Source organism: Roseateles sp. Mitsp63, assembly GCF_059491535.1.
Genome location: NZ_CP168509.1, coordinates 548045 through 571784 on the forward strand (window position 1 = coordinate 548045; position 23740 = coordinate 571784).

Annotated in this window: 15 protein-coding genes; 6 read left to right on the forward strand and 9 right to left on the reverse strand. The window is 67.0% G+C overall.

Annotated features, from left to right (window positions below):
- The 4 genes from ACEN96_RS02410 to ACEN96_RS02425 all read left to right on the forward strand — a co-directional run bounded on the left by ACEN96_RS02410 (position 1) and on the right by ACEN96_RS02425 (position 7834).
- Entirely contained in the window at positions 1–1542 is a 1542-nt protein-coding gene (locus ACEN96_RS02410) for a peptide MFS transporter (RefSeq protein WP_495586458.1), read from the forward strand.
- A gap of 350 nt (positions 1543–1892) precedes the next feature.
- Complete coding sequence (locus tag ACEN96_RS02415; protein WP_495586459.1) at positions 1893–3083, forward strand: efflux RND transporter periplasmic adaptor subunit; 1191 nt, start codon at positions 1893–1895, stop codon at positions 3081–3083.
- An 18-nt stretch (positions 3084–3101) separates the two neighbouring features.
- A complete protein-coding gene (locus ACEN96_RS02420) occupies positions 3102–6398 on the forward strand; it encodes an efflux RND transporter permease subunit (RefSeq protein ID WP_495586460.1) in 3297 nt (1098 codons plus the stop codon).
- A complete protein-coding gene (locus ACEN96_RS02425; protein ID WP_495586461.1) occupies positions 6395–7834 on the forward strand; it encodes an efflux transporter outer membrane subunit in 1440 nt (479 codons plus the stop codon). Before ACEN96_RS02420 ends, ACEN96_RS02425 begins: the two co-directional genes overlap by 4 nt.
- A 123-nt stretch (positions 7835–7957) precedes the next feature.
- On the opposite strand, the gene ACEN96_RS02430 is transcribed toward ACEN96_RS02425, so the two are convergent.
- From ACEN96_RS02430 to ACEN96_RS02470, 9 genes are all read right to left on the reverse strand, one after another.
- The gene (locus ACEN96_RS02430) at positions 7958–9424 is read right to left on the reverse strand and encodes a hypothetical protein (protein WP_495586462.1); all 1467 of its coding nucleotides are present in this window, start codon (positions 9422–9424) and stop codon (positions 7958–7960) included.
- Positions 9417–9968 carry a hypothetical protein gene (locus ACEN96_RS02435; protein WP_495586463.1) on the reverse strand — a complete coding sequence of 184 codons (552 nt, stop codon included), beginning with the start codon at positions 9966–9968 and terminating at the stop codon, positions 9417–9419. The genes ACEN96_RS02430 and ACEN96_RS02435 overlap by 8 nt, the downstream gene beginning before the upstream one ends.
- A gap of 50 nt (positions 9969–10018) precedes the next feature.
- Positions 10019–10822, reverse strand: coding sequence for a hypothetical protein (locus ACEN96_RS02440; RefSeq protein WP_495586464.1), 804 nt, complete (start codon positions 10820–10822; stop codon positions 10019–10021).
- 8 nt (positions 10823–10830) lie between these two features.
- Positions 10831–11139, reverse strand: coding sequence for a hypothetical protein (locus ACEN96_RS02445; RefSeq protein WP_495586465.1), 309 nt, complete (start codon positions 11137–11139; stop codon positions 10831–10833).
- 156 nt (positions 11140–11295) lie between these two features.
- Positions 11296–12087 carry a LytR/AlgR family response regulator transcription factor gene (locus tag ACEN96_RS02450; RefSeq protein ID WP_495586466.1) on the reverse strand — a complete coding sequence of 264 codons (792 nt, stop codon included), beginning with the start codon at positions 12085–12087 and terminating at the stop codon, positions 11296–11298.
- A gap of 70 nt (positions 12088–12157) precedes the next feature.
- Positions 12158–13330 (reverse strand): sensor histidine kinase, encoded by a 1173-nt coding sequence (locus ACEN96_RS02455; protein ID WP_495586467.1) that lies wholly within the window; start codon positions 13328–13330, stop codon positions 12158–12160.
- A gap of 109 nt (positions 13331–13439) precedes the next feature.
- Entirely contained in the window at positions 13440–14195 is a 756-nt protein-coding gene (locus tag ACEN96_RS02460) for a class II glutamine amidotransferase (RefSeq protein WP_495586468.1), read from the reverse strand.
- Positions 14196–14215: 20 nt separating this feature from the next.
- Positions 14216–15445 carry an NAD(P)/FAD-dependent oxidoreductase gene (locus ACEN96_RS02465; protein WP_495586469.1) on the reverse strand — a complete coding sequence of 410 codons (1230 nt, stop codon included), beginning with the start codon at positions 15443–15445 and terminating at the stop codon, positions 14216–14218.
- Between the two features lie 141 nt (positions 15446–15586).
- A complete protein-coding gene (locus tag ACEN96_RS02470; RefSeq protein WP_495586470.1) occupies positions 15587–18199 on the reverse strand; it encodes a TonB-dependent receptor in 2613 nt (870 codons plus the stop codon).
- Between the two features lie 620 nt (positions 18200–18819).
- On the opposite strand from ACEN96_RS02470, the gene ACEN96_RS02475 reads away from it, so the two are divergent.
- Positions 18820–21429, forward strand: coding sequence for a TonB-dependent receptor plug domain-containing protein (locus ACEN96_RS02475; protein ID WP_495586471.1), 2610 nt, complete (start codon positions 18820–18822; stop codon positions 21427–21429).
- 146 nt (positions 21430–21575) lie between these two features.
- On the forward strand, positions 21576–23504 hold the full coding sequence (locus tag ACEN96_RS02480; protein WP_495586472.1) for an alpha/beta hydrolase family protein: 1929 nt from the start codon (positions 21576–21578) through the stop codon (positions 23502–23504).
- Positions 23505–23740: the final 236 nt, after the last annotated feature.

Sequence of the window (23740 nt, forward strand, 5' to 3'; positions counted from 1 at the left end):
TTGAACACAATTCAAACTCCCGGAGCGCGGCAGACCATCCTCGGCCAGCCCAACAGCCTGTTCGTCCTGTTCTTCACCGAGATGTGGGAACGGTTCTCCTACTACGGCATGCGGGCGCTGCTCGTGCTGTTCCTGGTCTCGACGGCCACCAAGGGCGGCTGGGGCTGGACGCGCGAGGAGGCGGGGCGCCTCTACGGCATGTACACGATGATCGTGTACTTCACGCCCATCCTGGGCGGCTTCATCGCCGACCGCTGGCTGGGCACGCGCCGCGCGGTGGTGCTGGGCGGCTTCATCATCGCGGCGGGGCACATCTCGCTGTTCTTCGACTCCAGGCCGACCTTCTTCCTGGGCCTGGGCCTGGTGATCCTGGGCACCGGCCTGTTCAAGCCGAACATCTCGGCGATCGTCGGCCAGCTCTACGGCAAGGACAACGAAGGCCAGCGCGACGGCGGCTACACGCTGTTCTACATGGGCGTGAACGCGGGCGCCTTCTTCGGCATCTCGCTGTGCGGCTACATCGGCGAGAAGATCGGCTGGCACTACGGCTTCGGCCTGGCGGCGGTGTTCATGATCCTGGGCGCCGTGCAGTTCTGGATGGCGCAGGGCATCTTCGGCGCCATCGGCGGCACGCCGAACAAGAACGCGCCGGTGGTGGATCCGGCCGAGAAGCTCGACGACACGCCGGGGCACATCGTGCGCGACCGGCTGATCGCGATCGTCGTGTTCTCGTTCTTCACGATCTTCTTCTGGTTCGCCTTCGAGCAGGCGGGCGGATCGATGACCATCTTCGCGGCGGACTACACCGACCGGACGCTGGCGGGCACGAGCGGGCTGATCTTCAAGATCGTCAATTCGCTGATGACCTTGATCCCGGTGGCGATCCTGAGCTGGCTGCTGATCAAGCTGGCGCGCAGCACGGAGGGTCTGTACAAGCTGTCCAACCTGCTGCTGGCGCTGGCGCTGGCGGTGATCTGGGGCTTGTCGCTGTGGATGCTCGGCCGTGAGTTCGCGATGGAGCAATCGGAGATTCCGGCCACCTGGTTCGGCGTGCTGAACTCCTTCTTCCTGGTGATCCTGGCGCCGATGTTCAGCAAGCTGTGGGAGCGTCACTGGAACCCGAGCGGTCCGGTGAAGTTCGGGGTGGGCCTGGTGCTGCTGGGTCTGGGCTTCGCGGCGCTGTCGTACGGCTCGTCGGGCATCCCGGCGGGGGCGAAGACGGCGCAGGTCAGCATGATCTTCCTGACGCTGGCCTACCTGCTGCACACGATGGGCGAGCTGTGCCTGTCGCCGGTGGGCCTGTCCTACATCTCGAAGCTGGCGCCGGCGCGCTTCCTGGGCCTGATGTTCGGCATCTGGTTCGTGAACGCGGGCCTGGCCAACGGCCTGGCGGGCTTCACTGGCGCGTACATCGACGCGATCTCGTCGGCGTACTCGATGTCGACCTTCTTCCTGATCTTCACGGTCGTCCCGGCCGGCGCCGGCGTGCTGCTGATGTTGCTGAGCCCGTGGATGAAGAAGCTGATGCACGGCGTGCATTGAGCCGATCGCTTCCGCGGACCGCCGCGGACGCCTCCAGAACCCGGGCGCTGCCCGGGTTTTTTGTTGCCCGGCCGCCCGCCGTACCCGCTTCGAACATCCCGCTCCGCCATCCCTAGGACGTTTCCCGGCAGTTACATCGCTGCGTCATCCCGCCTGACCGCGGTTCGCTGCTGACGCGCGGCGTCAGCAGCTCCCCCGAGACTTGCCCCCACTCGCGACCAGGTCGTCAATGAAGCCCTTGGTCAAAGTGACAGGTATTGCCCATGGCACTGTGCGGGCATTCGTGTACCGCGTACATTCCGCCGCACCTCACGGTGCAGCAGATGCCGTGAGGGTTTTGGGAGTGATGCATGGCTGGATCGAATCTCGCTCGCACGGCCGTCGCCGGCGCCATCGTGGCGCTGCTGACCGCTTGCGGACAACCGCAGGACCAACAACAACAGCACGGCGGTCCACCGCCCGTGACGGTCGCCTCCGCGATCACGCGCGAGGTGCAGGACTTCGATGAGTTCACCGCGCGCCTGGAGGCGCCCGACACCGTCGAGATCCGCGCCCGCGTCGCCGGCACGCTCGACAAGGTCCACTTCCGCGAAGGCCAGGTCGTCAAGAAGGGCGAGCCGCTCTTCACCATCGACCCCCGGCCCTTCCAGGCCGAACTCAACCGCGCCGAGGCCCAGCTGGCCGCCGCCCGCACCGCTGGCGAGCTGAGCAAGTCGGACCTGGCCCGCGCCGAGAAACTGGTCGCGATCCAGGGCGTCAGCCAGCAGGAGATCGACCAGCTCAAGGCCGCCGTCCGCAACAACGAGGCCAACATCCGCGCCGCGGACGCCGCCGTCACCCAGGCCAGGCTGAACCTGGAGTTCACCCAGGTCCGCGCCCCGGTCACCGGCCGCAGCTCGCGCGCCAACGTCACGCCCGGCAACCTGGTGGGCGTCGGCGACCCGGTGCTGACCACCGTCGTCTCCAGCGACAAGGTCTACGCCTACTTCGACGCCAGCGAGGCGACCTTCCTGAAGTACGCCGCCGCCGCGCGCGCCGGCGGCGCCAAGCGCGAGCAGGCCAGCAAGGTGCACCTGGGCCTGGCCAACGAGCAGGGCTATCCGCACGAGGGCCGCATGGACTTCGTCGACAACCGCCTGAATCCGGCCACCGCCACCATCCGCGGCCGCGCGGTCTTCGACAACAAGGACGGCGCCTTCACGCCCGGCCTGTTCGCCCGCGTCAAGCTCGAAGGCACCGGCAGCTACACCGCCACGCTGATCCCCGAGCGCGCCATCGGCACCGACCAGGCCAACAAGGTCGTCATGGTCGTCGGCCCCAACAACATCGTGGCGCCCCGCCCGGTCGTCGCCGGCGCCCAGTTCGACGGCTTCCGCGCGGTGCAGGGCATCAAGCCCGGCGAACTCGTGATCATCGACGGCCTCCAGCACGCCATGCCCGGCGCGCCGGTCACGCCGCAGCAGGCCAAGCTCGACGACAAGGGCCGCGCGGTCGCACCGCCGCAAGGCGCCGCGCCCGCCGCCCCGGCCGCCTCCAAGTAACCGGGCGCGAGGTCGTTCATGGATATCTCCCGCTTCTTCATCGAGCGGCCGCGCTTCGCGTCGGTCCTCTCGATCTTCATCTTCCTGGTGGGCCTGCTGGCGATCTTCCGCCTGCCCATCTCCGAGTACCCCGAGGTCGCGCCGCCGCAGGTCGTCGTGCGCGCCCAGTTCCCCGGCGCCAACCCGCGCGTGATCTCCGAGACGGTCGCCACGCCGCTCGAGGAGCAGATCAACGGGCTGGAAAACGTCCTGTATTTCGACAGCCAGGCCACCGCCGACGGCGGCATGACGCTGACGGTGACCTTCAAGATCGGCACCAATCCGGAAGCCGCGGAGACGGCGGTGCAGAACCGCATCAACCGCGCGCTGCCGCGCCTGCCCGACATCGTCCGGCAGATCGGCGTGACGACCGAGAAGTCCAGCCCCAACCTGACCATGGTGGTGCACATGGTCAGCCCGGACAACTCGCGCGACGCCCTGTACCTGCGCAACTACGCGCAGCTGCAGGTGCGCGACGAGCTGCTGCGCGTGCAGGGCATGGGCTCGGTGCAGGTGTTCGGCTCCGGCGACTACGCGATGCGCATCTGGCTGGATCCGGCCAAGCTCGCCGGCCGCGGCCTGACCGCCACCGACGTCACCAATGCGATCCGCGAGCAGAACACGCAGGTCGCGGCGGGCGTGGTCGGTGCGCCGCCGGCGCCCAAGGGCACCGACTTCCAGCTGCAGATCAACACGCAGGGCCGCCTCGTCACCGAGGAAGAGTTCGCCGACGTCATCATCCGCACCGACACCGCCACCGGCGGCCTGGTGCGGGTGCGCGACGTCGGCCGCGTCGAGATGGGCCCGGGCACCTACGCGCTGCGCAGCCTGCTCAACAACAAGGAAGCGGTCGGCATCGGCATCTTCCAGGCCCCGCAGTCCAATGCGCTGAACATCTCCAAGGACGTGCGCGCGACGATGGAGCGGCTCAAGGCCAACTTCCCGGCCGGCGTCAGCTACGACATCGTCTATGACCCGACGCGCTTCGTCGCCACGTCCATCGAGAAGGTCATCGAGACCCTGATCGAGGCCGTGCTGCTGGTCGTGCTGGTGGTGATCATCTTCCTGCAGACCTGGCGCGCGTCGATCATCCCGCTGCTGGCCGTGCCGGTGTCCATCGTGGGCACGTTCGCGGTCCTGCTGCTGCTGGGCTACTCGATCAACACGCTGACGCTGTTCGGCCTGGTGCTCGCGATCGGCATCGTCGTCGACGACGCGATCGTGGTCGTGGAGAACGTCGAGCGCAACCTGGAGGACGGGCTCACGCCGCATGCCGCGACGATCAAGGCGATGCAGGAGGTCTCCGGGCCCATCATCGCGATCGCGATGGTGCTGTGCGCGGTGTTCATCCCGCTGACCTTCGTCCCGGGCCTGTCGGGCCAGTTCTATCGCCAGTTCGCGGTCACGATCGCGATCTCGACGGTGATCTCGGCGTTCAACTCGCTGACCCTGTCGCCCGCCATGGCGGCCTTGCTGCTGCGTCCGCACGACGCGCCCAAGGACCCCATCATGAAGGTGATGGACAAGCTGTTCGGCCGGTTCTTCCACTGGTTCAACTGCTTCTTCCAGCGCCGCAGCGAGGGCTACAGCCGCGGCGTGACCGGCATCCTGCGCCGCAAGTCGGCCGCGCTGATCGTCTACGCGGTGCTGCTGGGCCTGACGGCGCTGCTGTTCACGCGCATCCCGTCGGGCTTCGTGCCGGCGCCGGACAAGCAGTACCTGATCGGCATCGCTCAGCTGCCGGCCGGCGCCACGCTGGACCGCACCGACGAGGTCATCCGGCGCATGAGCGACATCGCGCTGAAGGTGCCGGGCATCCGTGACTCGATCGCCTTCCCGGGCCTGTCGATCGCGGGCTTCTCGGCCGCGCCCAACGAAGGCATCGTGTTCTTCGGCCTGGACGACTTCGAGAAGCGCACCTCGTCCGACCTGTCCAAGGACGCGATCCTGGGCAAGGTCAACGGCGCGATCCAGCAGATCCAGGGCGCGCGCATGTTCGTCGTGCCGCCGCCCGCGGTGGACGGGCTGGGCAATGCCGGCGGCTTCAAGGTGCAGGTGCAGGACCGCTCGGGTCTGGGCGAGCAGGCGCTCTACGGCGCCATCTGGGGCACGCTGGGGCCGATCTACGGCGACCAGAAGAGCGGCATCGGCACGCCCTTCTCGACCTACGACATCAACGTCCCGCAGCTGTTCGCCAACGTCGACCGGACCAAGGCCAAGCAGATGGGCGTGAGGCTGCAGGACATCTACGACACGCTGCAGATCAATCTCGGCTCGCTGTACGTCAACGACTTCAGCCGCTTCGGCAAGACCTACCAGGTGATCGTGCAGGCGGACGCGCCGTTCCGCGCCAATGCCGGCAGCATCACCGACCTGAAGACGCGCAACGAGCGCAACGAGATGGTGCCGCTGGGCGCGCTGATGAACGTCGATCCGACCTTCGGCCCGACGCGCGTGACGCGCTACAACGGCTTTCCGAGCGCGGACATCAACGGCGCCGCCAAGCCGGGCTTCTCGACCGGGCAGGCCGAGGCTGAAATGGAGCAGCGGCTGAAGAACCTGCCGCGCGGCATGACCTACGAGTGGACCGAGCTGACCTATCAGGACCGGCTGACGCGCGACATCAAGGCGGGCAGCGTCTCGATCCCGACGATGGCGGCGGTGCTGGCGATCTCGGTGCTGCTGGTGGTGCTGGTGCTGGCCGCGCAGTATGAAAGCTGGACGCTGCCGCTGGCGATCATCCTGATCGTGCCGATGTGCATCCTGTCCGCGCTGTTCGGGGTGTGGCTGTCGCACCTGCCGCCGTTCATGCAGTCGGGGGATCTCAACATCTTCACGCAGGTGGCGCTGGTGGTGCTGGTGGGCCTGGCGTGCAAGAACGCGATCCTGATCGTGGAGTTCGCCAAGGAGCTCGAGGAGCGTGGCGAGTCCATGATGGACGCCATCATCCACGCCTGCCGCATGCGGCTGCGTCCGATCCTGATGACCTCGATCGCGTTCTGCGCGGGCGTGATCCCGCTGATCCTGGGCTCGGGCGCGGGCAGCGAGATGCGCCGCGCGATGGGCATCGCGGTGTTCTCGGGCATGGTGGGCGTGACGCTGTTCGGCATCTTCCTGACGCCGGTCTTCTACTCGCTGCTGCGCAAGGGCACGGAGAAGCAGCGCGCCCACGCGGCGGAGCTGCGGCACCAGATCGATGCGGCGGCGCATCCGTTCCATCCGGGCGTGGACGACGCCGATCCGCCCAAGGGCACGTCGCCGAAGGGGCACGCATGATGTTCTTCCGAGTCTCTCTGATGGCCGCCGCGGCGGCCGCCACGGTGGCGCTGACCGGCTGCTCGACGGCGCCGGCGCCCCGGCAGTCCGAGGTGCCGCTGGCGCCGGGCTTCGCCAATGCGCCGCAAGGTGACGCGGCGACGCTGGCGCAGGCGCCGGTGGGCCGCTTCTGGCAGGGCTTCAACGACAGCGGGCTGGATGGGCTGATGACGCGCGCGCTGCAGGCCAACACGGACCTGCGCATCGCGGCGGCCAACCTGCGCGAGGCGCGGGCGCTGTCGCGCTTCGCCGACGCGCAGCTGTTCCCGACGGTGGACCTGAATGCCGGCGCGGCGCGGGTGCGGGCGCCGGACTACCAGGGCAACCCGCAGACCAACAATGCGTTCTCGGTCGGCTTCGACGTGCGGTGGGAGGCGGACCTGTTCGGCCGCCTGTCCGACGAGCGCCGGGCCGCCGCGGCCGATCTGCTGGCGGGCGAGGCCGGCTTGCGCGCGGCGCAGGTGAGCGTCGCGGCGGAGGTCGCGCGCAACTACTTCGAGCTGCGCGGACTGCAGGAGCAGCTGCGCGTGGCGCAGCAGTCGCTGGACACGCAGCAGGGCGCGCTGAAGCTGGTCGCGGGGCGCCAGGAGGCGGGCCGGGGCACGGGCTTCGACACCGAGCGCGCCCGCGCGCTGGTGCAGAGCACGGCGGCGACGCTGCCGGCGCTGGAGATGGCGCTGGCGCGCACGCGCTACCGGCTGGCGGTGCTGACGGGGCAGCCGCCGACGGCGCTGGACGTGGAGCTGTCGGACGTCAAGCCGTTGCCGGGCCTGAAGACGATCGCGCTGGACCGCATCGGCACGCCGGAGGATCTGCTGCGCCGCCGTCCCGACGTGCGCGCGGCCGAGGCGCAGGCGGCCGCCGCGGCGGCGCGGGTGGGCGTGGCGAGGTCGGCGATGTTCCCGCGCATCACGCTGGGCGGCACGATCGGCCAGAACGCGACGCGGATCGGCGACCTGAATGATGGTCCGGCCTATGCGTACAACCTGGGCGCGCAGCTGGTGTGGAACCTGCTGGACTTCGGACGCATCCGCGCGCAGATCGCGGCGGCGGGCGCGCGCAACGATGCGGCCTTCGCCAGCTACGAGCGCACGGTGCTCGCGGCGCTGGAGGAGACCGAGGGCGCGCTGGTGACCTACAACCGCAGCCAGCAGCAGGCGCAGGCGCTGTTCGACGCGGCGGTCTCGGCGGAACGCGCCGCGCAGATCGCGCGCGAGCGCTTCAAGGTCGGCATCAGCGATTTCCTCGCGGTGCTGGACGCGGAGCGCGAGCTGCTCACCGCGCGCAATCAGCTGGCGCAATCGCAGACGGCGGCGGCGACCTCGCTGGTGGGCGTGTACAAGGCGCTGGCGGGTGGCATCGACACCGAGGCGCCGGCGCAGACGGCGGCTCGCTGACGCGCTTGCGCTTCGAGCGTGCCGCGCTGAGTTCCTCTCCGGCCCTCACCCCTCCCGCAGGCGGGCGAGGGGGTAAGAGGGGTGGTGGCATGCCGCGGACGCTGGGCCTGCGGCCGGCTGCCCTCAGCGAGCACTGCTGCCGAACGGGGCGATGACGCGCGCAGGGTCCACTCCGGCGGGCGCCCGTTCAAGAAGGTTTCGCTCGATGTGGGCGCCGATGAACGCTTGGACAAACGATGCCTCCGCGCCGAGGCGCCCGTCGTTCTGAAGATCGATCGTCCGAAAGATGGATTGCCGGAGATGTGGCTTGAACAGCTCCGACCGAGTCCGCGACAAGCGCGCATGTGTCTGCCGGCATTCCTCTCGTAGCGAGCGGCCGATCAGGGAGTGAAGGAAGCGGCGGAGCAATCGAAGGCTGTGAGGCGGCTCGCGTTCCCAGAGCCTGGCCATCGGCCAATCGACGTGACCCATTGGTGTCGGCTCAAGAAGATCCAGTTGAACCTGCTGAGCGCCGTCGATGGCCGCCCTGACCCCGGCCACGGCGTCTTCACGACGCGCGCCGGTGACGACCTCGAAGGCCATCGGGTCGGGCACGCCCGAAAGGCGCAGGACTTCGAAGACCATGGCTCGTCGGAATGTTTCCGCGCAGCGTTCGATCTTCCTTTCCACATCGGCGGGACGCACCAGCTGCCAGCCCAGATGGCGACCGATGTAGTACGAGATCGAGCGAATGGCCTGAGCGATGCAGTTGAAGCGCGTGGCTACTGGATCGTGGAAGTAGGACGAAGCCGTGTTGGCCCAGGACGGCAAGGTGCTCGCCGCTCCGAAATCCAGCAGCCGACCATCGACGGCGATGTTCGAGCTCGTGTTGTTGCCGTGCGAGAGTCGATGGACGAAGCCGTACGCGAGCTGGTGAGCCCATTTGGGCCAGAAACTGTCGAGCAAGGCGACGAAGGCATCAGGTCCCAGGGCGGAAGCGCTTCTTTCGAGCACTGCAGCGACGCGTTCATGATCCTTGCACGCCTGCAGGCGGCGCGGGAGATCAAAGCTCAGCGCGCGCTCGAAATGTGCTGGCCGCACGAAGAGCGGCCGTACCAGCAGAACGCGACGTTCGCGGGTGGGCTGAACGGGGTCGGGCCACGACTGACATTCGCCGGTGTCCACGATTTCTTCGACGGGAACGGCGCTATAGGGGAAATCGTGCGCGACGACGCCCGAGAAGATGGCCTCTCGGATGCATTCCTCGAGATAAGCGCCTCCGGAAGCATGGGATGCGGGCGTGTCAGGACTCACCAGCGGTGTCCGCCCCACCCCCTTGACCTGGACCTTTCCGATGACGACGTTTCGTCCGCTTCCGCCATTGCGGCCAATGCCCGAGCCGCCATAGCGATCGGCCAGGCCTGAAGACTCCTTCGAAGAGCTTGCGTTCCGGGCAGGTTGTGCCAATCGCCACGCGTGCGGCGTGGAGGCAGCCGGGTTGGTCGCGCCTTCAGGTCGATAGAGCGCGCGGGCATCGGGAATCTTCTCGAGCTGGACCGCGACGTGCCCAGCTTCCTCACTGAGAACGGCTTGGATCAGACGATCAATCATCACTGCCGCGGTCCAAGACCTGCGAGTTCACCCACGCCACCATTCCTGAAGCCAGGAAGCTGGCATCGCGGATCCGAAGATGGGTCCCTTCATTCCACTCGGAGGGATGCAGGGGGCCGAAGGGATCGAGGCGCAATCGCTCCACCGTCCGTTCCGACAGATGGAGCCAGATGAAGAATCCCGTCGTCACGCCGTGACGACCCTGCAGCACACGAAAGCGTCCCAAGCCCGTGGCGGTTCGGACCAGGCTTAGCATGCGACCCATCGGAGACCGGGCATGGCGGAGGCTGAACTCGAGCGCCCGCAGCGCACGACCGATTTCCGCGAAGTGGTGAAGACCTTCGTGGTAACGCTGTCGCCAAGCAGGCGACACGATCTCCTCGGCGAGGTCGACGGGGGTCGCGCTGACGGATGGGCTCAGGGACAAGCGGCCGTATTTGTCCACGCACAAGGTGTCGGCTGAATGAGCGAGTGAATGGTCAAGCCATATCGCCAAGGGCTCGTCGCGTTTGCGCGTGAGGTCGCGCTCAGCGGCCAATGCCAAGCGAGCGTCCTGCATTTGCGAAGCCGGCGCTCGCGCCTGTTCTCGGGTGATCACGGAGCGTCGGTGCATACGCATCGAGCCGCAGGGTCGGCGTCATCGTCGGCAGCGGTCATCGGATGAATGTCATGGCCAAATGCAATCCTTGGCTCGAAGGCGTGATCCCGTGGAATGACGCGGCTCACGATCCCCAAGGCTTGCAGTAGCGCCAGCGTAGGGGCCCACACCGCTGGCAGCGCGAGTCCCGGGCACCGCTGCCAATGACCATGCAGATGAACCCGGAGGGGCTCCTTGCTCCTGCGGATCGCCTGCAGTGCATGGAGATCGTCAACCTTCGGAACGGCCTTGCCCAGGTCTGCTTCCTGTTCCAGTACCAAGGCCATGCCGTACTGCGCTTCAGCGCCCAAGGACGGGGGCAGCGGGTCATGGCCAAAGGTCGTTCTCGCGTCGCCATGGAAGCCGATGGCACTGCCTTCTTCCACGTCGACGGAAGCCGCGGCGGGTAGCCAGTAGTTCGCGCAGGACGACAGGCATTGGCCCCGGATGATCAGGCGCGTTCGCAGGAGTGCCATCACGGTCGCAGCCTCGACCGCCGCGTTGACGTCACCGCCGCCGGATTTGACGAGCAGCGCTGACGTCGGATGCCGATCCAGCGCTCGAATGAGCAGTCTTGCGCTTTGCTGATCAATGCAGCCCTCGAAGGCCACCAGCGCCGGAGTCTCGATGACGGTGGCTTCGCAGTCTGCGCATGCGGACGTTGTGGACGCGATCAGTGCTGCTGGAACTCCGCACCGGATGAACAGGTGAGTCAGGGCGGCCGCCCGGATCGGGCGACACGCCGCGAAGCGACGTGCCATGGCCTTCCTCAGTAGCTGCAGTTGGTGGTGCGGGTGACGCTGGCCGTGTGCGTCGTTACCTCCCTAGGCGTCAGAGTGCAATTGAAGAAGGGGAAACTGCCGGAAGTCGAGCAACTCAGGCCACCGTTGCTGGTCGTGGTCACCGTGCGGTTCTGGACCTCGATGTTGTTGGTGCAGGACGGGTAGGACGGCCCCCAGAAACCGCTGCTCCCATACGAATAGCTACGCGCCATCGCGGCCCAGTCTTCTGCCGCTTCATACCCCCAGTGGTCACCGCCGTAGACCATGTCGATCTCATGAGGTTCGAGTTCAGTCATGTCTGCTCCTGAATTGCTTGGAAAGGCAGGCGGGATTTGCCTGCCTGACCAGTGTTCTTTCAGGAGCGAGGGGGTGGTACGGCCTATATCTGTGCCGTTGATGTCACCTCACCAAGATTGCAGTGGGTGGACTGACTCGAAGTGCTGGAAGCCGTCTCATTGACCCTTGAACAGCCCCTGGAACTGCCGCGACACCGGCAGCTTCTCCTCGCTGCCCTTCAGCGACAGCTGCATCGTGTTCTCGTCGACGCGCGTGGCGCTGGCGATGAAGCGGCTGTTGACCAGCACCGAGCGGTGCACCTGCCAGAAGACGCCGGGGTCGAGGTCGCTCAGCAGCTCCTTGAGCGCGGTGCGGATCCAGGCCTCGCCGTCGCGATGGACGACCCGCGTGTAGCGGCTGTCGCTCTGGAAGAACAGGATGTCGTCAGGCGCGATCAACTGGATCTCGCGGCCCTGGCTGGCCTGGATCGGCCGCATCGAGGGCCGCTGCGCGGGCAGCAGCTGGCGCAGCAGGTCGAGCGTCTCGGGCGGCATCGCCGGCATCGCCGGCGCGTCCGGCTCGGCGCCGAGCGCGGCCTGCCGCTGTCGCAGCCGCTGCAGGCACTGCTGCAGCCGCGCGTCCTCGACCGGCTTGAGCACGTAGTCGACCGCGCCGGCGTCGAAGGCCGACAGCGCGTGATCGCCATACGCGGTCACGAACACGACCTGCGGCGGCTCCGCGAGCTGCGACAGCCGCTGTCCCACCTCCAGGCCCGAGAGGCCCGGCATGCGGATGTCCAGGAAGCACAGCTGCGGCTCATGCGCGAGACAGTCGTCCCATGCGTCGCAGCCGTTGACGCTGGCGGCCACGATCTCCAGCTCCGGCGCCAGCCGTTCCAGCGCGGCGCGCAGCTGCTCGCGCGGACCTTCCTCGTCGTCCGCGATCAGCGTGCGGATCTTCGTCGTCATGCGTGTCTCCCCTCGTGGTTCTCGTCGACGTCCTCGTCGTTCTTCCCGCGTCCGCGGCCCGCTCGTCGGATCAGGCGGCCGGCACCTCGACCCAGGCCAGGCATCCCGGCGCATCGGCCGGCGCCGGCTCCAGGCCGAGCGACGCGCGGGCGCCGAACTGCGCCTGCAGCCGCTCCCGCGTGTTGGCCAGCCCCAGCCCGTCGCAGGCGCCCGGCGCCAGACCCTGGCCGCCATCCTGCACCTCGAGCCGCAGCCGCCCCTCGAGCGCCTTCGCTCTCACCGCGATGTGCCCGCCGCGCAGGCTGGGCTCGATGCCATGCGTGATCGCGTTCTCGGCCAGCGTCAGCAGCGTGCCGGGCGGCAGGCTCGCATGACTCATCGCCGCCGCGGCCGACTCGTCCAGGTCCAGCGACCAGGTCAGCCGCTGCCCCAGTCTCGCCTGCATGATGTCCAGGTAGCTGCGCACGATCTGCAGCTCCTGCTCGAGCGGCAGCCGGTCCTGCTCGAACATCGGCAGCGTCGCCCGCAGATAGCGCGTCAGCGAACGCAGCATCGGCCCGGCGCGATCGTCGCGCGTGTCCACCCAGTGCTGCAGCGACGCCAGCGTGTTGAACAGGAAGTGCGGCTGGATCTGCGCCGTCGCCAGCCGCTGCGCCAGCGCGACACGCTCCTCCTGCGCCTCCAGCTCCGCCAGACGGGCGCCGAGCTGCTGCGTCCGGTACAGCGTCAGGAACCACCACGAGGACACCGTCAGCGTCATCCCGCCCGCGCCGAAGGGCAGCAGCGCACGCGCCTCCTCGCGGTAACCCAGCTTCACCATGATCAGCGTGACCAGCAGCATCACCACGCCGGCGCCCATCGTGGCCACGTTGAACCGCGTGCGCGTCGGCTGCCGCCAGAGCCAGCGCGCGACGCTCAGCCCCGCCGCGGCCACCGCCAGCCCCCCAATCAGGATCACATGCGCCAGGTGGCGCGGCAGCATCGTGTAGAACACCAGACCGAGCACCAGCACGTTGCTCAAGACGTAGCAGTCGATGCCGGTCGACCACGTCTTCAGACCGGAGCGCGCGATCTCGGCATCGCTGAAACTGCGGCGCGGGCCGGGGAACAGCAGATGACCCCAGTCGAAACGCACCTGGCCCCGTTCGGCGTCGGCATCGGCATGGCCATCGGCGCGGGCACCGGCTCGAATATTCGCGCCGGCTTTGCCGCCGGCTTCAGCGGGAGCGATGGGCGTGGTCATGCGGCGAGTCTAGGACAGGGGGCCAGGGACCGGCCCTGGATGCGGCGAGTGGCGGCTCCAGGGGATGACTGGAGGGCTGTGCGGGCCGGGCAGCCCGCCCGGGCGCGCCTCAGCACTGGGGCTCGCCGCCGACGAAGACCTTCAGGGTGCCGGGCTCGATGGGGATCCAGGGCTCGCCGCGCGTGAGGGGCTCGGTCGCGACGATCGCGATGCGGTCGTCCTCCGTCGTCTTGGCGGCCAGGTCCACCGTCAGGTCCTCGTCCTGCAGGGTCACCGCGCCGAAGGGCGGCTGGCGCAGCAGGTAATGCAGCTTGGTCGACCCATGCGCCCACAGCGCCTGGCCATTGGACAGCAACATGTTGAAGGTGCCGTGCCGGTTGAGCTGCGGCAGCAGCTCGCGCAGCGTGTGGTTCAGCTCGTCGATGGCCGGCATCGTCGCGTGCGCCTTGGCCAGCTCCTGCATCAGCCAGCAGAACGCCTGCTCGCTGTCGGTCTGGCCCACCGGCCGGAAGGCCGCATGCAGCCGCGGCGCGAAGCCCTTCAGGTCGCCGTTGTGCGCGAACACCCAGTAGCGGCCCCACAGCTCGCGCACGAAGGGATGGGTGTTCTCCAGCGACACGACGCCCTGCGTCGCCTTGCGGATGTGGGCGATGACGACGTCGCTGCGGATGGGATAGGTCTTGACCAGCTCCGCCAGCGGCGAGACGCGCGCGCTGTGATGGTCGACGAAGTGCCGCAGGCCGCGGCCCTCGAAGAAGGCGATGCCGAAGCCGTCCTTGTGCTCATGCGCCCGCGTCGCGAGGCCCGCGAAGCTGAACATCACGTCGGTCGGTCGGCGGGCATTCATGCCCATCAGCTGGCACATGGCGGACCTCGCTCAAGACATCATTCGAGGAACAGCCGGGTCAGCCCCTTCAGGCTCACCAGGTTGCCGGGGTTGCTGGTCTCGTTGAGCACGCCGCTCATGCGCCGCAGCAGCCGCGGGCTCTTCTTGGCGCGCCAGATCAGCAGGTCCGCCAGCCACGGGAAGCGGTTGACGCGATTGCCGCGCTCGTAGAGGTCGTACTTGGGCTGCAGCGCGCGCAGGCCCTGCTCGTACTGCTCGCGCACGCGCGCGTCGTCGGCGCGGTGCGCCAGGATGGCCTCGGCGGCCAGCAGGCCGGTCTCCATGGCCTTGCCGATGCCCTCGCCGGTGAAGGAGTAGGTCGAGCCCGCCGCCTCGCCGGTGACCAGCAGGCCGGGCCGCGTCCAGCGCGCGCCCTTGAGCGTGCAGCGCAGCGGCGCGCCCTTGAGCTCGCCGATCAGTTCGCCCTCGGCCATCAGGCGCTTGGCGGGCGGGTAGTGCTCGACGAAGGCGTCGAAGATGGCGCGCAGGTTGACGTCCTTCTTGCGGCCCTTGCCGCCCAGGTCCTTGTGGCTGTCGGTGACGCCCACGCCGATGTTGAAGCTGCCGTCCGGCGCCGGGAAGATCCAGCCATAGCCCGGCTGCACCGGCTTGCACCAGACCACCTCGAGCGCCTTGATCTCGCCGACCAGCGACGGCGCGCGCACGTAGCCGCGCAGCGCGACGCCGCTGGGGGTGTGGCGCTCACACATGCCGGCGGCCGTGAGCGCCTTGGGCACCGCGCCGGTGGCCAGGAGGACCCAGTCGGCGGTGATCTCGCGGGACTGGCCGTCGATGGTGAGGCGGGCGCCGCGCACGCGGCCCTGGGCGTCCTCGAGCGCCGCTTCGAAGCGCGCCGGCGCCAGGAAGCGCGCGCCGGCCTCCTGTGCGCCGAGGTTGAGGATCTCGTCGAGCTGCTTGCGCGGCAGCACGGCGAGGTGGCCGGGCACGTCGATGCGCCCGCCGCGCGGGCCGATGCAGCCGACGTGGGCGGAGCGCTGCGCCTTGGCCATGACGCGCTCGAGCAGGCCCAGGCGCTCCAGCGCCTGATGGGCGTCGGGGATCAGGCCGTCGCCGCAGATCTTGTCGCGGCCCAGCGGCTGCTGGTCGGCCAGCACCACGTCCAGGCCGGCCTTGGCGAGCCAGCGCGCGGCGGCGCTGCCGGCGGGGCCGGCGCCGATGATCAGGACCTGGCAGGCGGCGGGCAGACCCGGGGACGACTCGTCGGACATGGATGCGTTTGGAACGGATGACGGAAGTCGGACATTCTAGGGAGCCCGCCGAACGAAAAAAAAGCGGGAGGGTTCCCCCTCCCGCTTCTGCCTCGTGTCCGCGTCGCCGCGGCGGCCGCGAAGGGCCGCCGCGGCCGGCGATCAGAACGAGTAGGTCGCGCGGACGTAGTAGGCGCGGCCCGTCGGGTCGACGTAGCGCGAATCCCAGCCACCGCCCTGGAACAGGTCTTCCTGGTTGGTGAACGGAGGCGCGCGGTCGAACAGGTTGCGCACGCCCAGGACCAGCGAGATGTCCTTGCGCGGCGCCCAGCTGCCGAACAGGTCGAAGGTCGTGTACGACGGCACGCGGGCATGCGTGGTCGGATCGAAGTCGACGTAGCCCGACTTGTAGCGCATCGTCACGCCGGCGCCGAAGTCCTGGTACTTCCAGTTCGTCGTCAGGTTGTGCTGCCAGCGGAAGATCGGGCCCGACTCGCCGTAGGTGCCCACGTTCTGCACCCAGTAGCCATCCTTGAAGTCCTGGAACTCGTACTTGGCGATGTAGGTGCTGTTCAGCGCGAAGTCGAACTGGCCGACCGCGCTGTTCAGGCGGTACTGGGCGCTCAGGTCCACGCCGTTGGTGCGCACCTTGCCCAGGTTCAGCAGCGTCTGGTCGACATAGCCGCAATCCGCGCCCGGGCAGTTGCTGGCGATCGACAGCGTGTTGCCGGGACCGAAGTGGAAGTACTGCTGCAGCGCCGGGTAGTTGCTGTAGTTGTTGAACAGCGCGAACTGCGGGATCGAGCCGATCTTGTCCTTCAGGTGCACCCACCAGAAGTCCACGCCGAAGCTGGCGTTGGCGATCGGCTCGTACACGAAGCCCAGCGTGGCGGACTTGGACTTCTCCGGACGCAGGTTCTTGTTGCCGGCGTTCAGCACCTGGAACTGCGCGTCGCACTGGTTGCCGGTGGAGCCATCCGGGCACAGCAGCGGGTTCGGGTAGTTGCCGGCCGTGTTCGTGTAGGCGGGGCTGCCATACAGCTCATACAGCGTCGGCGCCCGGAAGCCCGTGGACGCCGAGCCGCGCACCAGCAGTTCCTTCATCGGCTGGAAGCGGAAGCTGACCTTGGGATTGGTCGAGCTGCCGAAGTCGCTGTACTTGTCGTAGCGCAGCGAACCGGTCACGTCCAGCGACTTCAGCACCGGCACGTTCAGCTCGCCGTACAGCGCGTAGACATTGCGCGAGCCTTCGGCCAGCGAGTTGGGGTCCACGCCGGTCGAGGCCGAGACCTTGGTCGCGAAGTCGGTGTTGGCGGCCGACTTGAAGTTCTCGCGGCGGAACTCGGCGCCCAGCGCGAGCTGCGCGGCGCGGCCGGCACTGAACCAGTCCGCCAGGTCGCGGCTGGCGTGGCCGCTGACCGTGGTGACGGTGCCCTTGGCCGATTCCAGCAGGCCGTTCAGCGCGGCCTGCTGCAGCAGCGCGGTGCCGACATCGGTCTGGTCGCCGAACGGGTTGATGCGGCCATCCGCCAGGCCGGCGCCGATCAGGTCGCCGTCCGCGTAGCCGCTCACCAGGTACTGGTCGACCTTGCTGCGGTTGTAGGACACGTTGGCGGAGTAGTCCCAGCCCAGCGCGTTGCCGTCGGCCGTGAACATCAGGCGCTGCTGGTTGTTCCGGTTGGTCTGGCCGCGCGAGCCGTTGGGGAAGTCACGCCAGTAGACGAGCACCGGCTTGGTCGGGTCGATGTTCGAGCCGGCCGGGGGCGTCGGGTAGAACGCGGTGCCCGGATTGACCTCGTAGCCGCCGTAGGGGACCGGCGCGACGAAGGTCGTGACGGTGTTGCGGGTCGCGAACAGCTCGGCGCCCAGCGTCAGGCTGTCATTGACCAGCAGGCTGCCCTTGAGCAGGCCCGAGGTGGTCTCGACCTTGGGCGAGAAGTCCACGAACGAGGACGTGACCAGCTTGCACACGCCGTTCGAGTTGACCATCGACGTGCCGTTGCAGGCGCTGCCGACCGGGTTGTAGAACTGCGCGTTGTCCTGCGTGTAGTTGGCCGGCGCGGTGCTGTACGACAGGCCGCCGGGCATGCGCTGGTTGAAGTCGCGCTGCGTGCCGCCGATCGGGTCCTGCTTGCGGTAGGAGACCGAGCCGAACAGGTTGAAGCCCTGCTTCTGCAGGTCGCCGAAGCCGTAGGCCACGTTGAAGTTGCGCGACTTGCCGCCGGTCTTCTCGGGCTGGTCCAGGCCCAGGGTGATCGAGCCGCCCTGCAGGTTGGACTTGGTGATGAAGTTGATGACGCCACCGATGGCGTCCGTGCCGTACAGCGCCGAGGCGCCGTCGCGCAGCACTTCGATGCGGTCGATCGCCGCGAACGGGATCATGTTCAGGTCGGGCGCCGAGCCGTCCACCGCGTTGTTGGCGATGCGCTGGCCGTTCAGCAGCACCAGCGTCTTGTCGGCGCCGATGCCGCGCATGTCGGCGAAGGACGCGCCGCCGCTGCTCGAGCCCACCGACTGGGTGGTGTTGGTCGAGGACTGCACCGACGACAGGCTGGCCATGACCTGCTCGACGGAGGTGATGCCCGACTTCTTCAGATCGTCCATCTTGACGATCGTCACCGGGACGGCGGTCTCGGCGTCGATGCGCTTGATGGCCGAGCCCGTGACCACGACGCGCTCAAGCTGCGTCTGGTCCTGTTGTTGAGCCAGCGTCGGGAAGGACGCGGCCGCAATGGTGGCGGCAACTGCCAGGCTCACCGCGTTCAGCTTGTACATCTCTGCAACTCCTATTGGGTTACCCGGTCTTGTCAGAGCGGCGTAACAAAAAAAGCCAAGGGGTATCCCTGACTCAGCGCAGTGTGCAGATCCCTCGATGTACTTTTGTTGCTCGGGTGCGCTTAGTAATAGATGGGGGCGACTGGCATTTACCGATGGCGATAAATCCAGGAAAACCCTGACACCAGTTTCGGGGAATGTTGTTGCATCACGACAGGCGGTCGCCAGGAAGCAACGGAGTTCCAACCCGCCAGCGCGGTTTCGCGGCCGAGCCTCAGGGTGAACCCGATGCATTTCTCCACATTTCGTTGCCGGATACCAACGTGCGGGCACGGAAGCGTCCGCAATTTAACTTTACGAATCTCACCGGACAGGATGGCCCGAAAGCAAAGAAGCCTTGCCAGTCAATGACTTAAGGCATGGCTCTGTCACCAAAGTGATACACGGAACGGGGGTCCGCTCACTTGTGACCTAGAGAGTTCCCGGACGGGCGAAAAGGCGGACTGCCAAAAAATTGCTGGTTCGGAACAGTCATCGGCGAGTCCTCCCAACCCGGGATCGGCCGCTTCGCTGTCTGCAGTGGTTCGCAAAGGTTCCACAGCTCATTTCGGGAAGCACACATGCATCAACGTACTACTCTCTCCGCAGCCGCCCTGCTGGTACTTGGCGGCCTGGCGGGTTTCGCGCAGGCACAGCAGGCCGACACCCCACCGGCGCAGCAACTGGAACGGGTCGAGGTCGTTGGCTCCGCGATCAAACGCACCAATGCCGAAGGTGTTTCCCCGGTGGAAGTGCTCTCGCGCAAGCAGATCGAGCGTACCGGGGCCACCACCGTCAACGAACTGCTGCGCTCGATCCCGTCGATCGACATCTTCGACCAAGGCGAACTGGCCTCCAATTCGCCAGCCGGTTCCGGCACCGCCAACATTGGCATGCGCGGCCTGAGCACCAGCCAGGTCCTGATCCTGCTGAACGGCCGCCGCCTGCCAGTCAACGCGCTGTACGACTCGTCGGGCGCGGGCGCCGCATTCGACATCAATTCGTTGCCCATCGGCGCGATCGATCAGATCCAGATCCTGAAAGACGGCGGCTCCGCGCTTTACGGCGCCGATGCGGTTGCGGGCGTCATCAACTTCGTCACCAAGACCGACTACCAGGGCATCGAGCTCAGCGGCAGCTACGGCCGCTCGAGCCGCGGAGACGGCGCCGAGAAGCGCGCCGGCCTGTCAGCCGGCTTCGGCGACCTGAGCAGCGATCGCTACAACGTGCTGTTCGGCTTGGACATCCTCAAACGCGATCCGATCCTGCGTTCCGACCGATCGCTGTCGAGCTCGGTGGACTTCCGCCGCTTCGGCTCGTCAGACGCGCGCAGTTCGTTCTCGCCCTACGGCAACGTGATCAACCCGGATACGGGGGCGTTGGTCGGTGTGCCCTACACGACCTGCCCGGCCGATTCGCTCGGCGCGAACAACATCTGCCGTTACGACTTCAACAAGTCGCTGCTGACCGCTTACAACGGAGCCGACCGCGTCAGTGCCATGGCCATCGGCAACCTGCAGATCAACAACGACACCCGCGCGTTCCTGGAGGCCACCTACTCGACCTCGAAGGACCACTTCGAGGCGCACCCGGTGCCGGACTACTTCATCGTTCCGATCACCAATGCGAACCAGCAGCCCTATGAGATCAAGGACGCCAACGGCAACGGCACCGGCAAGGTGTACATCGCTGGGCGCTTCATGCAGGGTGGCCCGCGCATCACCGATCGCAAGTCCGACTTCCTGAACCTGGCCACCGGCCTGCAAGGCACCTGGCGCAACTACGACTGGAAGGTCGCGGTGTCGCGCGGCGAGAGCAAGGTCACCAACCAGGACCACAACTACTACAACGCCGATCTGTGGGCCGACGCCACCGGCGGTGGCCTGCTGAATCCGACCGTCAGCACCAATGACCCGGCGTTCGTCGAAAGCCTGAAGGTCAACCCAAAGCGTGTCGGCAAGTCGATCCTGGAGACGTTCAATGCCCAGATCGCGGGCGACCTGTATTCGCTGCCGGCCGGCCCATTGCAGTTCGCGGTCGGTGTGAACCTGAACCACGAGAAGCTGTCCGACGAGCCGGATGCCCTGCAACAGGCAGGCAAGGTCGTCGGCGGAATCGCCCAGGCCGCCGTCGAAGCGAGCCGTACCTACAAAGCTGTCTACACCGAACTGATCATCCCGGTCTTCAAGTCGCTTGAGGCGCAGGCCGCAGTCCGCTACGACAAGTACCCCAACGCCGATGCCACCAGCCCGCGCGTGGGCCTGAAGTGGACTGTTTCCCCGCAACTGGCATTCCGTGGTTCGTTCACCCGGAGCTTCCGCGCGCCGGTGCTGAAGCAGCTGTTCGGTGCGCAGGAGCAGGGCGCGACGACGATCACCGATCCGGACTCCTGCCGCAAGCTGGGTGTGACGGTCAACGTCGACCCGGCCACCGGCGAGGAAAGCTGCCTGGTGAACGCCTTCCAGGTGAACGGCGCCAACCCCAATCTTCAGCCTGAGAAGGGCAAGACTTTCAACGTAGGCGCGGTGTTCGAGCTGTCCAAGGACTTCAACGCCAGTGTCGACTGGTGGAAGATCGAGAAGACCAACGACATCAGCGCACCAACGATCTCCTCCGCGATTGACCAGGGCCTGTTCAACAAGGAAGGTCCGCGCTTCAACATCTTCACCAACCTGCAGAACATCGCCGAGCGCCAGACTTCGGGTGTCGACGTCGATGCGCGCTGGCGCCTGGGCGCCACGCCGGTCGGCAACGTGACGCTGCGCAACCTGCTGTCGTATTACTTCACCAACAAGACCCGCCAGGCCGCTGGCGATGACTGGGCGGAGTACTCGGGCACCTACGCAACGCCGCGCTTCCGCAACAACTTCATCATTCAGAGCGAGATGGGCCCGTGGGCAGCCAACCTGCAGTGGCGTACCGTGGGCGGCTTCTGGGATACGGACAAGCCGTTCCCGATCGCCCAGAACACGCGCAAGGTCGGCAACCATGAGGAAGGTGACGTGCAGGTGGTGTACTCCGGCGTGAAGAGCCTGGAGTTGAGCCTTACGGTCAAAAACGTCTTCGACCGCATGCCTCCGCTGAGCTTGACCAACGCGCTGAGCAACACCTACACGCAGATGGGCTTCGCGGAGCTGTACACCAACCGCGGCCGCTACTTCCAGTTGGGTGCAAAGTACACCTTCCGTTGATACGGGAAGTGCGCTGATCACCACTTGAAGGGCGCCGGCGACGGCGCCCTTTTCTATTTCCAATCCATCGATCCATGAAAAGCTCGCAACCCGATACCCGACGCCGCGCCCTGGTGACGGCGGTCACGCTGTCGCCGCTGGCCGGCTTGCCCGACCTGGCCGCCGCGCAGACGCCGGCATCCTCGATGAAGGTCGAGGACTTCTTCCGTAATCCAGTGCTCAGCGGCGCCCGCCTCTCGCCGGATGGCAAGCTGGTCGCCGGGACCCGCATCACGGCCAAGGGGCGCGCGAACATCGTCGTCGTCGACGTGGCCACACGCAAGGTCAAGATCATCACGGACTTCACCGACGGCGACGTCGGCGACCTGAGCTGGGTGAACAACACCCGGCTGTCCTTCGGCATCTCCGACCGCCAGCGCGGCGCAGACCAGCTCGGCGCGGCCGGCCTGTTCGCCATCGACGCCGACGCCAGCAACTTCGTGACCCTGGCGGAACGTGCCTTTATGACCGAAGGCGGCAAGCTGCTGCCCGCGGGCTCGACGGTGCACTCGCGGATCGTGGAGAAGGGCGAGCTGACCGACGAGATCCGGGTGGTGGCCTACTCCTATCAGGCCAAGGGCAAGTCGTCGTCGACGATGTACCGGGTCAACACGCGCACCGGGCGCTTCTCGCCGATGACGGTGGGCGGCCCGGGCAATGCCCAGCAGTGGCTCATCGACGGCAAGGGCGTGCCCCGCTGCTGCGTGAGCTACGTCGACGAGACCCTGACCATCCATTTCCGCGAGACCGAGGAGGCACCATGGACGCCGGTCTACAGCTACAAGGACGATGACACCGCCCAGGCCATCAAGCCCCAGTCGATCGCACCGGACGGCCGGATCTACGTCGTGGCCAACAACGGCGGCGACACCAGCGGCCTCTACGCGTTCGATCCCAAGACCCGGAAGCTGGACCCGACGCCTGTGTTCGCGATCAAGGGTTTCGACGCGGACGACATCGGCCTGCTCTGGGATCGCAGCGAGGGCAAGCTCCTAGGCATCTCCTACGAGGCGATCGAGCGAGGCACCTACTGGATCGACGAGGAGCGTGCTGCGCTGCAGGCGTCAGTGGACAAGGCCCTGCCCGACACCGTCAACGCCCTCCAGGTGGGCGGGACCGACGATGATCGCGTGGCACTGGTCAGTTCGTCCTCGGATCGGGATCCGGGCCGCTATTACCTCTACCAGGTCAAGCAGGACAAATTCCAGGGACTGGGCGCCACGCGGCCCTGGGTGAAGGTTCCGGAGATGAGGCCGACCGCCTTCTTCCGCTATAGCGCCCGTGACGGCATGCAGATCCCGGCGCAGTTGACGCTGCCAGCCGGCGACAGCAAGCCGCCGCTGATCGTGCTCCATTACGGCGGCCCATGGGTGCGTCCGATCCACATGCGCTGGGACCCTGTCGTTCAGTTCCTCGCCTCTCGCGGCTATGCGGTGTTCATGCCGGCGCCGCGGGCGTCCACCGGTTTCGGCGACAAACTCTTCCGGGCGGGCTGGAAGCAGTGGGGTCTGGCGATGCAGGATGACGTCACCGACGGCGTCAAGCTGTTGATCCAGCAGGGCAAGGTCGATCCCAAGCGCATCTGCATCGCCGGTGCTAGCTACGGCGGCTACCTGACGATGATGGGCCTGGCCAAGGAGCCGGAATTGTTCCGCTGCGGCGTCAACTGGGTGGGGGTGACCGATCCGAACTTCATGTTCACCGTGACCTGGACCGACTTCAATCGCTACGGCGGACCCGACACCGGACGGCGGCGGCTCATCGGTGATCCGGAGAAGGATGCGGAACAGTTTAAGCAGACGTCGCCGCTGCAGCGTGCCGCCGAGATCAAGCAGCCGGTGTTGATGGCCTATGGGGCGCTCGATCAGCGCGTGCCGATGATCAACGGCGAGAAGATGCGCGACGCCCTCAAGGGCCACAACAAGAACGTGGAGTGGATCGTCTATCCCGACGAAGGCCACGGCTGGCGCCGCGAGCCCAACAACGTGGACTTCTGGACCCGCGTCGAAGCGTTCTTGGCGAAGAACTTGGCCTGACGCGGTCCGCCGCCGGCCTTGCGAAGGCGCCCTGCGGTGATCTACACCCCAAAAGTTGGACGCAAGTCCAACCAATGGGGTGTTTTTCGTGGCGAAGCACAGTGAGAGCTTCGAGTTCGAAGTTGTTCAGAGGTATTTGGCCGGGCCGCTAGGCAAGAAGGCTTGCAAAGGCGGCTGGCACCGTACCGCAGCGCGGAGTTCAAGTCGAACGTGCTGCGCCAGGCTGAGCGCCAGCA